The following is a 13,068-nucleotide window of genomic DNA, read 5'->3' on the forward strand; positions in this document are numbered from 1 at the left end:
GATCAGCCGATCTGACCCCAACTTCACCCCGTGTTTTACCCTTCGATTTCAGGTAAGCTGGCGCCCTTCCCACAACCCGTTGAACGAAGACAAGGTCCCATGGCTGAATCCTCCCGAGACGACATCAAGGCCAAACTCAACCTCGAAACTTCCCGCATCAACTGGCACGAACTCCAGACCTACTTCGCCCGGGGTCAGGTCGTGCGTGTGGCACCGGAGCTGGATTTGCTGGAGGTTGCCGCCGAGCTCACCGCCGATAACAAGGCACAGTTCGAGCAGTGGATGCAGAAAGACCAGGTAGGCGAGGTGGCACCCGACCTTGCCCGGACCTGGTACGATCGCAATGCCGAACTCTGGGCGGTGGTCGTGGCGCCCTGGGTACTGGTTCAGGACCGGTCAGGCCACGTGCTGCACTGAGCCTGATCCTGTCAGACATTCCGGCGCCCCGCCCGGGGCGCTACCCCGTTACTCCAGCCTGAGGACACCATGCTCACCGGAGCCCTGCTGATACTGGCACCGCTGTTTCTCGGTTTTGCCATTCCCCTGACCAATCGCCGGGTGATGACGGTTATCCATTACACCGTCGAGACGCTGGTTTATTTCATCCTGGCATTACTGGGTCTCGGGCTGGGCCAGATGGAGGGCTTGGCGTCCCAGTTGGGCAACATGGCGGCACAGGTCACCGCTCTGGTGGCCGTATTGTTCGTGGCCAACATGGCCGGTCTGTGGCTGTTTCACCGCTGGCAGCCGATGACAGTCGAGACAGATGACAACGACGGTCGCCCCGGATACCGGCGCCTGTTCCTGGCTGGATTGAAGCCACTGGTGGCGGTGATCGCCGGCCTGGTTGCCGGTTATTTCCTGCTGCCCGCTCTGCCCATGACCGACCAGGTGGCCACCTGGGCACTGATGCTCCTGCTGTTCCTGATCGGCCTGCAACTACGCAATGCCGGGCTGTCCCTGCACAAGCTCCTGATGAACCGGCAGGGTCTGGGCATGGCTCTCTCGGTGATGGCCAGCTCGCTGGTCGCTGGCGTGTCGCTGATCCCCGTCCTCGGGCTGCCCTGGCACGATGTGCTGGCCCTGGCATCGGGGTTTGGCTGGTATTCCCTGTCGGGCATTGTCATCGGTGATGCCCTCGGTCCTGCCTGGGGTGGGGTTGCTTTCCTCAACGACGTGCTCCGGGAGATCATCGCGCTGGCGATCATCCCGCTGCTGATTGCCGCGAGGCCCGCCTTGGCAATCGGTTATGGTGGCGCAACGGCGATGGATTTTACCCTGCCGGTGATTCGCAGTAGCGGTGGTCTGGTATGTGTACCGGTGGCCATCGCTTCGGGATTCCTGCTCTCATTCTTCTCGCCCGTTCTGATGGGCGTGTTCCTTTCCCTGGGCTAGGGCCTTTTACCGGCGGTCAATCGGGGTTTTACCGTTGTAATGGCACGCAGTAAGATAATAACCTACAAGAATATGAAGAAAACGTAACGCTATGGGCCGGAGTTTCTGATGCACCGCCGCCATTTCCTTGGAGCTTCTCTGGTAGCCGGTTTTGCCGCCCTGGGGCTCCGTGGTTGTGGTATGCCCCGTCCGCTCCGGTTCGGAATCCATCCCTGGATTGGTTACGAATCACTTTACCTTGCCGAGGAGTTCGGCTGGCTGCCGGCTTCGGTGGAGTTGGTAAAGGGGGCTTCGGCCCTGGATTCCATGGAACTGCTCAAATCAGGGAAGCTCGACGGTGCCGGGCTGACCCTGGATGAAGCGATACGGGTGCATGTTGAAAGTCCGGAGCTGTTGGTGGTCGGGGTAACCGATGTGTCCGTCGGGGCGGACGTGCTGGTGGCAAAACGGGGGATCAGGAATCTTGATCAGTTGCGCGGAAAGCGGATCGCTGTGGAACTGGCCGGAGTATCCGGGACCCTGCTACTGAATGTCCTTGACCAGGCTGGCATTGAGTGGGACGAAGTGACTGTCGTTGATGTGCCGGTCGACAAGTATGTCGGTCTATGGAAGCGGGGGGAGGTGGATGCCATCGCCTGCTACGAGCCGACTGCCTCGATTCTCCTTGGTCTGGGCGGTGTGCGCCTGTTCGACAGCAGTCAATTGCCCGAAACTATTTTCGATGTTCTCGTGGTGACCCGTAAATTCGCGGCCATGGTGCCGGATGCTGTTCGGGCCCTGCTGGAGGCCCACTTTTCCGGTCTCCGCCACCTGGTTCGAAACCAGCATGATTCGGTCTATCGGGTTGCAACCCGTCAGGGGATCTCCCCGATGGACGTGAGATTGGCGCTGGCCTCGGTCATGTTCCCGGATCTGGCGTCCAACCGGAGGTACCTGGCGAAGGACGGCCGTGTCGAGCAGGTTGCCCGTAGTCTTTCCCGAATGCTGGCCCGGGAGGGTCTGGTTCATCGACCACTTGGGGTGGACCGCTTCAGTGACAACGACTTCCTGCCCAGGAGCGTTGCATGAAGCGCTGGATTCTCGGGTATCTGGCGTTTGCTGTCCTGATTCTGCCTCTCGCCGGGACGACCCTGGCCCAAGGCATCCCGGACGTGCGATTCGGCATCTATGCCTATCGTCCCGATTTCATCATGCAGGAGCGATATCAGCCCCTGGCGGACTACCTGACAGGCCGGATCGGCATCCCGGTAAAGCTGCAGGTGCTGGACCAGGAGCAGATGCGCACGGCGCTGGCCTCCAACCAGCTGGATTTTTTCCTGACCAATCCGAGCCAGTTCCTGGTGATCCGGAGTGAGCGCAGTCTGACCGGCGTGCTCGCCACCCTGGTGCGCAAGCACGACGGGGTTGCCTCAGCCAGTCTCGGGGGGGTGATCTTCACCACAGCCGCACGGGAGGACATTACCAGCCTGGCGGATGTTCAGGGCAAGACCGTTGCCACGCCGGGACGTCATTTCCTGGGTGGTTTCCAGAGCCAGGTCCTGGAGCTGAAAGAGGCCGGTGTGGATGTCCTCAGGGATAACCGGGTCAAACTGGTGCGGAGCCATGACCGGGTGTTGCGTTCGGTGTTGACTGGCGACGCCGAGATCGGATTTGTACGGACAGGAATCCTGGAGGAGCTGGTCGCGGATGATCCTGGCCTCGCAGACCGGATACGGATTCTCAATCGCCAGAACCTTGCCGGCTTCCCCTACGTGGTGTCCACGCGGCTGTATCCGGAATGGCCCATTGCAGCCTTGCCCCATGTAAACAGTGATGTTGTGCGTCGGGTCGCGTCGGCCCTGTTCGCCATCGAGGAGAACTATCCGGCGGCACTGAGTGCCGGTATCGCCGGCTTTGCCCCGCCCGCGGATTACCAGTCGGTTGAATACCTGGCCCGGGAACTTCGTGTCGAGCCCTACGATGAGTTGCCGCAACTGACCTGGGGCGAACTGATCGGACAGTATTGGGGCTGGCTGATTGCGGTCGGTAGCCTCGTCCTGCTACTTACCGGTGCCATGTTGTGGTTGCGCCGCAAGAAACGGGAACTGGCGGCTGAGCAACGCCGCCTCCGGCGTTTGATCCTCAGTTGGCCCCAACCCATGCTGATGCTTCGTGGTGGCGAATTCGTGGATACCAATCGTTCCGCCCTGGAACTTCTGAGGTTTGTCATGCCTCAGTCGTTACTGGGTAAGGATATTGCTGCCTTTTCGCCCCATGAACAGCCAGATGGCGACGTTTCGCGGCAAAAAATGCAAAGGCTGTTGCAGCAGGTGGCCCTAGGTGAGGTTGTCCAGGTCGAGTGGGTATTCCGGCGTTCTGACGGTTCGGAGGTCTGGGTCGACATGACCCTGGCGCCGGTGCATGAACAGGATGAGTCACAGCCCCATGTACTGTGTTCCTGGTACGACGTCACCCGTCGAAAGGAGGCGGAGCAACGCCAACGCATGGCGGCCAGCGTGTTTGACCATGCCCGCGAGGCCATTTTCATTACCGATCTCCATGGCCTCATCATCGACGTCAATGATGCCTACGTGGAGATCACCGGCCGGGCCCGCGCTGACGCCATTGGTCGGCTGCCACCCTTGCCCCTGGAGGAGGGCATTGGCGTGTTCGCCAGCGCCCGGTCCCACGGTTTCTGGTCCGGTGAGTTTACCAGCAAGCGTCAGAGTGGTGAGCATTTCAGCTTGGCGCTGACGGTGAGTGGGGTCCGGGATGAACGTGGTGCTATCAGCCATTTCATGGGCATCTTCTCGGACATCACCCGGCTCAAGGCCCAGGAGAAGGAGCTGCGCACCATGGCGCATTACGATGCGCTGACGCACCTGCCGAATCGCGTTCTGTTCACCGACCGGATGCAGCAGGTCATGGCCCAGGCCCGGCGCCACGATGATCTGTTGGCCGTGGTCTACATCGATCTGGACCAGTTCAAGCCTGTTAACGATGCCTATGGTCACAAGGCGGGTGATGAGCTGCTGGTGGAAGTGGCCAAACGTATGCGGGCAGAATTGAGGGAGGAAGACACCCTGGCCCGCCTCGGGGGCGATGAATTTGCGGCACTGATCGTCAATATTACCGAACCGGCTGTGCTGGAGAATCTGCTCGCGCGGCTGCTGCACGCTGTTTCGGAGCCGGTCCCGGTGGCGGGCCACCTGGTACAGGTTTCCGCCAGCATTGGTTATACCCTGTATCCCCGGGCCGAGGAGCTCGATGGCGACCAGTTACTGCGTCAAGCTGACCAGGCCATGTATCAGGCCAAGCAGAAGGGACGCAACCGCTACTGCGGATTTGACAGCGCCGCTTCCTGATCCCCGTTCAGGAGCCGGGAGACCGGCTGCCAGGCGAGCGCCTTGTGCCACTGGTCAACCAGGCGCCGGACCGAGCTGAGGGTGTCCAGGGTTTGCTCGCCATCGGTGGTGGCGATGTCGCGACGGACAATCATGGCTAGCAGCTCCGATTTGAGCTGATGGTAGATCTTTTCAGCCTCATCCACGGTGGCTGGCAGAGGCTCATCTGCGGCGACCAGGGCTCTCAGGGTGTCGGTGTAGCGTTCCAGGGATTCGGACAGTCGGGCCATGCGTGGCTGGTCCTTGGCCACCTTGAGTTTGAGCAGCTCCGCCGCCAGGTCTGTAGCCTCCATCAGGTAACGGCAGGTGCGGATGCTCAGGGTCAGGGCATCCACGGTCGAGGGATGCATCTTTTCGGCCCGGACTCTCGAGACGTAATCCACGATGGCCGAGTTCAGGCTCCGGCAGGCGTCCGCCTTGGGCTGGATCTGTGCCGGCTTCAGGTCTTCCCGGTCCAGGCAGACCCTGAGCAGCCCCCGGATCAGGCCGATCAGGCGTTTCATCTCCTCATCCACCGCGGCGACCGCCAGTTCCGGCGTGGCCACCAGGGTGTTGTCCAGGTGCCGGGGCTCGGCGTTGTCCTCTTCCTTGCTTCGGAACAGCCGGCCCAGAAAGCGTGCGAAGTGGGGCGTGAACGGCAGCATCACCAGTGCCCCGAGCACGTTGAACAGGGTGTGGAACAGAGCCAGTGACACCGCGACGTTGGCGTCCAGTTCAAGCCACCGGGCCATCAGCGCCACGACCCAGAGCATCACCGGCAGAATGAGCAGGGCGATGGCGCCGGTCGCGGCATTGAACAGGATGTGACCGATAGCCAGCCGCCGGGCATTGGCGGTGGCCTTGAGCGCGGACAGGGCGGCGGTGGAGGTGGAGCCCAGATTGGCGCCAATTACCGCGGCTGCGGCGCTGTTCAATGGAATCAGCCCGCCGGCGGCCGCGGTGAGGACAATGGCCAGGGCCGCACTGGAGGACTGGGTCAGTACGGTGGCCAGAAAACCGATCAGGATGAACATCGGCAACCCGTAACCCATCTCCACCAGGGTCTGGCTGTCGATTCCCGCGGTCAGGGATTCCAGCGACGTTTTCAGGATCGACAGGCCCAGGAAGAACAGGGCGAAGCCGGCCAGGGCCTGCCCCAGTGCCTCGCTACGGGTGTTGTTGGTGGCCAGCTTGAGCCCCATGCCGAGGGCCAGCAGGGGCAGTGCAAAGGCCTCGATATTGAAGCCGAAGCCCACCAGGCTCACCAGCCAGGCGGTCATAGTGGTTCCGATGTTGGAGCCGAATATGACCCCCAGGGACTGGGAAAGCCCGAGAAGACCGGCATTCACGAAGCCGATGGTGGCCACAGTGACCGCGCCGGAGGACTGCACCACACCGGTGATCAGGAAACCCGCCGCGAGGCCCCGGAGGGGCGTCCGGGTCCAGCTTCCCAGCAAATGGCGGAGATGGCGACCGGCGGCATTCTTCAGGCCATCGGTCATCATCTCCATGGCCAGCAGGAACAGCGCCAGCCCGCCCAGGATCTGGAAGATGGTCGCGGTCATCGTTCGGGGAAGAAGGTCCTGAGGCTGTTGGCATAGGTTTGCGCCAGAACCTGGTCCAGCGGCAAGTCCTTGACCTCAGCGATCTTCTCGGCCACGAAGGGTAGGTAGAATGGCGCATTTTCCCGGCCCCGGTAGGGCACCGGAGTCAGGAACGGGGCGTCGGTTTCCAGCAGGATCTGCTCGATGGGGGCCATGCGCACAATGTCCCGCACGTTCTCCGCCTTGTTGAAAGTGGTGATGCCGTTGAAACCCAGGCACCAGCCCTGGTCCAGGGCATAGCGGGCCAGCCCCGGGCCGGAGGTGAAGCTGTGAATGACACCACGGCGTTTCAGGGTCGCCTCGAACTCCTTGAGGATGGTGATGGTGTCCTCGTCCGCTTCACGGCTGTGGATCACCACCGGTCGGTTGGTGTCGCAGGCAATCTGCAGCTGACGGCGGAAGACGTCCCGCTGTATCTGGCGGTCGGCGTTGTCGTAGAAATAATCCAGACCGATCTCACCCACCGCCACGATCTTGTCGTCACCGGCGTGGGCACGGATCTCTTCCTCGACCGCATCGGTGTAGGTTTCCGCCTCGTGCGGGTGGATGCCCTGGGTGCCGTAGACCCAGGGTGCGATCTGGCTCAGTTCCCGGACTTTGGCCAGGTTCTCCGGTGACACCGCGATGGTGATCACTCGTTCAATGTTCACCCGCTGGCTCTGCTCCAGGGTTTCCTCCAGGGGGCGGTCCTTGAGGTAATCCAGGTGACAGTGGGTTTCGATGATCGGGCGATCAAAAACCGGAATCTCGCGACGTTTCTTGCTCATTGCTTTGACTGAACTCCATCGCAACCTTTGGTCAGGCTGCTATTCTGGGAACTTGATCCCGAAAGTTTACCAGTTTGTGCGATTGTTAACCTGTTTCGGACTATGACTATGGGAAAGGATGTTATGGAGGTATCGCCGTTCGCCAGCGCCTGGTGTTTTGATCCCGGCAAGCCCCGGTTCCGGGACTATCCCACGCTGCTGGAAGATGACGAGGAGATTCCCGCCCTGGAAGCCAGCCTGGAAGAGATTGGCGAATATCAGCGCAGGCTCTGGGCCAATCGCAAGCGGGCACTTCTGGTGGTGGTTCACGGGCCCGACACCAGCGGCAAGGACAGCCTGATCCGAACCCTGGCCACCTACGCCGACCCGGCAGGTTTCCACGCCTGGTCGTTCAGCCGGCCGCAAGGGGCGGAAGTCCGCCATGATTTTCTCTGGCGGGTCACGCCCTACCTGCCGGGCCTGGGCGAAATGGTAGCCTTCAACCGGAGTCATCACGAAGCGGTCATTGCCGAGCGGGTCTGGCCGGTTCATGCCCCGGAAAGCTACAACTGGGACAACCGTTACCAGTCGATCCGTAATTTCGAGCGCCACCTGGTACAGGAGGGCACGACGATCCTGAAAGTGTGGCAGAACCTGTCCGAAGACGAGCATCGCCGGCGCCTGCTCAAACGCCTGGACAAGCCCCGCAAGCGTTGGAAATTCGATAAATCCGATATTGATGGCTGGGCCAGACGCGCGGATTATGGGGCCTTTGCCGAGCAGGCGGTGGCGGCAACCCATACCCGGGAAGCGCCCTGGTTTGTGGTTCCCGGGGACAGGAAACCCCAGGCCCGGGCGATTGTGGCCGCGATGCTGGCCGAACAGCTCAAGCAACTGGCCCCGGACTATCCGGCGGAAGATGAATCGGTGCTCGAGGAATACCGGCAACTATTGGCCCGGAACGGGGTCAGCTGAGAATAACGGACACGGAGGCGTACATGCACATTGTAGTAGTCGGTGGTGGTGTAGTCGGGGTGACCACGGCCTGGGAACTGAACCGTCGGGGGCATCAGGTGACTGTCATCGAGCGCCATGACGTTGCCGGTAACGAGACCAGCAAGGGCAATGCTGCCCAGCGTTCCTACGGAGTGGTCTACCCCTGGGCGGATCCCTCAATGGTGTTCAAAGCATTGCCATGGCTGTTCAAACAGGACGGCCCTCTGAAACTGCGGATGCCACCGTCGGTGGAAGCGGTGAAGTTCATGTTTGCCACCCTCCGCTATGCCTGGTCGCCGGGCCTGTACGGCCTGAACCGGCGCGCCATGCTGCGTTTGGGCATCCACAGCCGTGAGCGTTTCCTGAAGCTGGAGGAAGAGCTGGACCTCGATTTCGACGGTGACCACAAGGGGTTGCTCCATCTGGCCAGCACGCCGGAAGCCCTGGAGGGCTACCGTGCCGTGTATGACCTGCTGAGTGAACTCGGAATTCCGTCGCGACTGCTCACGCCGGAACAGGTCCGTGAAACGGAGCCCGGCATGGTTGGCGGTGGCCCGCTGTACGGGGCGCTGAGCTACGATACCGACGGTACCGGTGACTGCCACCTGTTTGCCCGGACCCTGGCGAGTGCTTGCGAGGAAAAGGGTGTGAAATTCCGCTATAACGTTGAAGTGGATAACCTGATCGCCGATGAACACCGGGTGGATGCAGTCGCCCTGCGCAACGCCGAGGGCGAGCGGGAGATCCTCAAAGCGGACGCCTTTGTGATCAGTGCCGGTTGCTGGTCACCAGCACTTATGCGCCCCCTCGGGCTGGACTTGCCCATCTACCCGATCAAGGGCTACAGCATTACCGTGCCCCTGAAAAATCCGGAGCACGCGCCAGTCAGCACCATCCACGATGACAACTACAAGGTTGTGTCCACCCGGTTGGGCAACCGGTTGCGGGCAACCGGTTTCGTGGAGCTGGCGGACTTCAACCGGGACATTCCGGAAGCGCGCATTGCCACCATTCGCAAGTCGGTGGAGTCCCGCTATCCCGGTTGTGCCGATCTGGACGCGGCAGAGACCTGGACCGGTTTCCGGCCCATGACGCCGGATGGACCGGCCATCATCGGCCGGGGCCCGAGAGAGAACCTGTACCTGAATACCGGCCACGGCACCTTCGGCTGGACCCTGTCCGCCGGCAGCGCTGATGTCATTGCCCGGGTCATTGACGGTGAAACTTCACCGGTAAACCTGGATGCCTTCCGGCCCGGACGCTTTCAGGAGTAAGGTTATTTCTTCCTGAGGGTCCGTTCGATGTTCCCGCACAGGGTGTGGACGAACCCGATATCCCGCTCCGACAGCAGTGGCAGGCGTTCGAACACCCACTGCGACAGCTTGCCTTCCGGGGGCGTGTCGACACTGGGCAACAGGTGCTCGAGGCGTTCCCGAAGCGCGCCCAGGCCGGCATCGGCGGGTGCGGGCTTGTCGCCTTCTGCCTCGCTGCTGACAGACAGCCCGGACATCTCCCAAGCATAGAGCATGACCGACTGGGCCAGATTCAGGGAGGGGTAGGCGACCTTCATCGGAATGCCGGTGAGCAGGTCGCACAGGGCCAGTTCCTCGTTGCCCAGGCCCCGGTCCTCGCGCCCGAACACCAGGGCGGCGGTGGCGACGGATTCGCCCTTGTCGGCGAGCACCGTGCGCAAGCGGCCCGGTGTGTGCCAATCCTGGCGGTTGTGGCGGGGCTTGGCGGAGGTGCCCATCAGCAGGTCTACGGAGTTTCGCACCGCCGCCAGATCAGGGAAAATGCGCGCGTTATCGAGAATATGATCGCTGCCGTGGGCCAGCCAATGGGCTTCCGGGCGGGTGTGCAGGTCGGAATTCACCAACCACAGCTCGCCGAACCCCATGGTACACAGGGCACGGGCAGCCGCTCCGACGTTTTCAGGAACCTTGGGTTCGACAAGTACAAAGGCCAGTTGCATGACGTTTCCTCCGGCCGCGAGTTTACACGAGCCGACGACATCTTTTTATAGCCGATGGCAGGCGCTGAACCACTGGCTTGCCGGCCACGCAGAATTCTGGCGGCCGGCACCGTTTATGGAGCCGACCCCGGCCTGGGCACAGGCGCGTCCGGAGCTGTCGGCCTGGCTTGAGGGCCTCAGTGATGAGGATTGCGATTACTACGAACAGCACCTGAGCGAGTTTGCCAGGCGGATCAGTGGCTGGCTTCCGGGCCTGGCCGATTATGAGCAGAGAATAGCGGTACCGGTTCTCTCTCCCTCCCCGGATACCGTGGACGGGACAACCCTGCCGGAGGTGGCTGCCACCGACATGCCCGGTCGCAAGCGGCTCCAGGCCGGGGCTTTCGCGGCTTCGGTGATCCCCATGAACCGACCGGTGCTGGACTGGTGCTGCGGCAAGGGCCACCTGTCACGAACCCTGGCCCGGCAATGCCCGGAACCGGTGCAGGGATTTGAATGGGACCCGGCGTTGGTGGATGACGGCAACCGGCTGGCCCGCCAGTTTGCCGATGACGTGACCCTGCATTGCCAGGACGTGATGGCGCAAGACCTGTCCTGGCCGGCCGGCAGCCATGGCGTGGCCCTGCATGCCTGTGGTGACCTGCATCGCCAGTTGATCCGTCGGGGCAGCGCCGCCGGTGCGCCGCGCCTGAGTCTGTCGCCCTGTTGCTACCACCTGACCGCTCACTCCGATTATCAGCTCCTTTCCGGGCAGGCGAAGGAACACCCGCGGACGCTCAGGCTGACCCGGAATGATCTGCGGCTGGCGGTCCAGGAGACCGTTACCGCGCCGGCCCGTGTGCGGGCGCAAACGGCGCTGGTCAGCCAGTGGCGACTGGGGTTTGATGCCCTGCAACGGTACCTGCGCGACTGTGGAGAATACCTTCCGGTGCCCTCCCATCCGACCCGGTTGGTGAATGAGGGGTTTGAAGCCTTCTGTCGATGGGCGGCACGAAAAAAACAGCTGGACCTGCCGGAGCGGGTGGACTGGGATCAATGGCTGGAGGTGGGACAGCAACGGTTCCGACAGGTCCGCCGCCATGAACTGTTGCGCCACCTGTTTCGCCGGCCGCTGGAACTCTGGCTGGTACTGGACTACGCAACAGCCCTGGAAGAGCAGGGCTACCGGGTGCGGCTGGGTACCTTCTGTGACCGCTCCCTGACCCCGCGCAACCTGCTGCTGGACGCGGTCAGGGCTTGCGATACTCCACCCGCTCCACGCAACCGTCCCTGAAGTACACGTAGGTCAATTCATACAGTGCGCCATAGTAACGGGTCTGGTAGATCCAGACGTCCCGCGGGCTGGTGTGAACTTCCGGAGGATTGCCAAAGGCCCGCCTGACGTGATCCCGGGTCATGCCCCGGACCACCTGCTCCCGCACCATGTACCGTCGCAGATCCGTGGAGTTGATGAAGCGGCAGGTGGAGGCCTCCTCGGGTTGTTCGGTTTTCCTGTCCTCGCGCCCGGAATCCCTGCTGGCCGGTTTGGGCAGGTTCTGGTTGAAGCTGCCGCCGATCCGGTTGTCCTGGATCTCGATGGCCCGGGCATCACTGCCGCAGGGCTGATCCGAGAAGGTCACCGAGCCGTTGCTCTCGCAGCGGTAGACCTCGGCCAGGGCTGTGCCGGAAAAGGCCATCAACAGGATTGTCAGTGCCAGAACGCCCTTCATGTTGTTATCGCCATTGATGATTTTGTTGATACCAAAAAGAAAGGCGCCCGCAGGCGCCTTTCGTTCGTTCCGGCTTCGCGTTAGCGGCGAATCTGGATACGAGCCTCAACGCGACGGTTGGCTGCACGGCCTTCCGCGGTATCGTTGGAGGCAATGGGCGCTTCCTCGCCATAGCCCATGGCGTTTACACGTTCCGGATCCACGCCCAGCGGGCCTGTAAGGCGCTCAGCCACAGCCTCGGCGCGGCGTTGTGACAGGAGCTGGTTGTAGTCGGCTTCACCCATGCTGTCGGTGTGACCGGCGATCTCCACGATGGTTTCCGGATTCTCGTTCAGGAAATCGGCCACACGGCTGATTTCAGCATCGTAGGAGTTGCCAATCACCGAGCTGTTGGTGGGGAACCGCACTTCGATCTCGAAAGTTTCGATGGTCTCGACCACGCCCACACAGCCGGTGGCATCCACTTCCGCGCCAGCGGCGGTATTCGGGCACTGGTCCTTGCTGTTCACGACGCCATCGTTGTCGCTGTCCAGCTCACAGCCACGGGCGTCAACCTCAGCGCCTTGAGGCGTGTTCGGGCAGGCATCGCGGGCATCGGCAACGCCGTCCCTGTCCGCATCCGGCTCACAGCCGGTGCTGTCCACAACCGCGCCCGCCGTGGTATTCGGGCACTGGTCACTGGTATCAGGCACGCCGTCGTTGTCGCTGTCCGCCGGAGCGGCTTCACCCACGGTCCGGTTGAAAGCGAAGCTGATACCCAGGGAAACCATGGTATCGAAAGTGCTCTCGTCGATACCGTGGAACTCGCGCAGGTCGCCGCGCAGGGAAATGTTATCGCTGACGTTGTAGCGGACACCGGCCCCGACATTCACCCGGGATTCGTCGTGGTTGCTGCCAGAGGTGCGGGGAGCTGCTGCATCCTCCCCAAAATCAGCATGACCTGCGCCGAGGGACACATACGGGTTCCAGGCCTGATCCTGACCTGCGAAATAGTACGTGCCGTCCAGTCGGATTTCATCGAAATCGGAAGATCCCGGAGCTCCCTTGCGATCGGCATCGGCACGGGAGTACACGGCCTCAACAGCCCAGTGGGGTGCGAAGCGGTACTCAACACCCACGCCAAAGGTACCGGTTTCGCTCAGGTCCCGCTTGTCATCGAAATACTGGAAGCCGGCAAACGGGTTGAGATAGATGGTTTCCTGGCGTTCCTCGGCCAGCGCGGGTGAGGCCATTACAGCGGAAAGGGCTGCCACGGCTATTGGACGCATGATGTTCATGCTGAAC

General features: G+C 62.0%; 12 protein-coding genes. 7 read left to right on the forward strand and 5 right to left on the reverse strand.

The annotated features are described in order from the left end of the window. The first annotated feature begins 99 nt into the window (after positions 1 to 99). The 4 genes from ACESMW_RS05190 (at position 100) to ACESMW_RS05205 (ending at position 4,739) form a co-directional block, all read left to right on the forward strand. Positions 100 to 417 carry a DUF2288 domain-containing protein gene (locus ACESMW_RS05190; RefSeq protein WP_372985992.1) on the forward strand — a complete coding sequence of 106 codons (318 nt, stop codon included), beginning with the start codon at positions 100 to 102 and terminating at the stop codon, positions 415 to 417. A gap of 69 nt (positions 418 to 486) precedes the next feature. Then, a complete protein-coding gene (locus tag ACESMW_RS05195) occupies positions 487 to 1,395 on the forward strand; it encodes a lysine exporter LysO family protein (RefSeq protein ID WP_372985993.1) in 909 nt (302 codons plus the stop codon). Between the two features lie 108 nt (positions 1,396 to 1,503). Beyond that, entirely contained in the window at positions 1,504 to 2,463 is a 960-nt protein-coding gene (locus tag ACESMW_RS05200; RefSeq protein WP_372985994.1) for an ABC transporter substrate-binding protein, read from the forward strand. Further along, positions 2,460 to 4,739 carry a diguanylate cyclase domain-containing protein gene (locus ACESMW_RS05205; protein WP_372985995.1) on the forward strand — a complete coding sequence of 760 codons (2,280 nt, stop codon included), beginning with the start codon at positions 2,460 to 2,462 and terminating at the stop codon, positions 4,737 to 4,739. The genes ACESMW_RS05200 and ACESMW_RS05205 overlap by 4 nt, the downstream gene beginning before the upstream one ends. Here ACESMW_RS05205 and ACESMW_RS05210 read toward each other — a convergent pair. Continuing rightward, on the reverse strand, positions 4,709 to 6,322 hold the full coding sequence (locus ACESMW_RS05210) for a Na/Pi cotransporter family protein (RefSeq protein ID WP_372985996.1): 1,614 nt from the start codon (positions 6,320 to 6,322) through the stop codon (positions 4,709 to 4,711). The genes ACESMW_RS05205 and ACESMW_RS05210 overlap by 31 nt on opposite strands. Then, a complete protein-coding gene (locus ACESMW_RS05215; protein ID WP_372985997.1) occupies positions 6,319 to 7,128 on the reverse strand; it encodes a TatD family hydrolase in 810 nt (269 codons plus the stop codon). The genes ACESMW_RS05210 and ACESMW_RS05215 overlap by 4 nt, the downstream gene beginning before the upstream one ends. Positions 7,129 to 7,236: 108 nt before the next feature. Here ACESMW_RS05215 and ACESMW_RS05220 point away from each other — a divergent pair, with 108 nt between their 5' ends. Continuing rightward, positions 7,237 to 8,082 carry a polyphosphate kinase gene (locus ACESMW_RS05220; protein ID WP_372985998.1) on the forward strand — a complete coding sequence of 282 codons (846 nt, stop codon included), beginning with the start codon at positions 7,237 to 7,239 and terminating at the stop codon, positions 8,080 to 8,082. 23 nt (positions 8,083 to 8,105) lie between these two features. Beyond that, positions 8,106 to 9,377 carry a D-amino acid dehydrogenase gene (locus tag ACESMW_RS05225; protein ID WP_372985999.1) on the forward strand — a complete coding sequence of 424 codons (1,272 nt, stop codon included), beginning with the start codon at positions 8,106 to 8,108 and terminating at the stop codon, positions 9,375 to 9,377. 2 nt (positions 9,378 to 9,379) lie between these two features. Here ACESMW_RS05225 and ACESMW_RS05230 read toward each other — a convergent pair whose 3' ends face one another. After that, on the reverse strand, positions 9,380 to 10,075 hold the full coding sequence (locus ACESMW_RS05230) for a tRNA/rRNA methyltransferase (RefSeq protein WP_372986000.1): 696 nt from the start codon (positions 10,073 to 10,075) through the stop codon (positions 9,380 to 9,382). On the opposite strand from ACESMW_RS05230, the gene ACESMW_RS05235 reads away from it, so the two are divergent. Next, positions 10,074 to 11,348, forward strand: a complete 1,275-nt coding sequence (locus ACESMW_RS05235) for a methyltransferase (RefSeq protein WP_372986001.1) — start codon at positions 10,074 to 10,076, stop codon at positions 11,346 to 11,348. The two genes, ACESMW_RS05230 and ACESMW_RS05235, sit on opposite strands and share 2 nt — an antisense overlap. On the opposite strand, the gene ACESMW_RS05240 is transcribed toward ACESMW_RS05235, so the two are convergent. Continuing rightward, positions 11,305 to 11,784, reverse strand: a complete 480-nt coding sequence (locus ACESMW_RS05240; protein WP_372986002.1) for a DUF4124 domain-containing protein — start codon at positions 11,782 to 11,784, stop codon at positions 11,305 to 11,307. The genes ACESMW_RS05235 and ACESMW_RS05240 overlap by 44 nt on opposite strands. An 80-nt stretch (positions 11,785 to 11,864) precedes the next feature. Beyond that, positions 11,865 to 13,061, reverse strand: coding sequence for an OmpA family protein (locus tag ACESMW_RS05245; protein ID WP_372986003.1), 1,197 nt, complete (start codon positions 13,059 to 13,061; stop codon positions 11,865 to 11,867). Positions 13,062 to 13,068: the final 7 nt, after the last annotated feature.

This window comes from Marinobacter sp., from assembly GCF_041690455.1.
In the GTDB taxonomy this organism is placed as follows: domain Bacteria; phylum Pseudomonadota; class Gammaproteobacteria; order Pseudomonadales; family Oleiphilaceae; genus Marinobacter.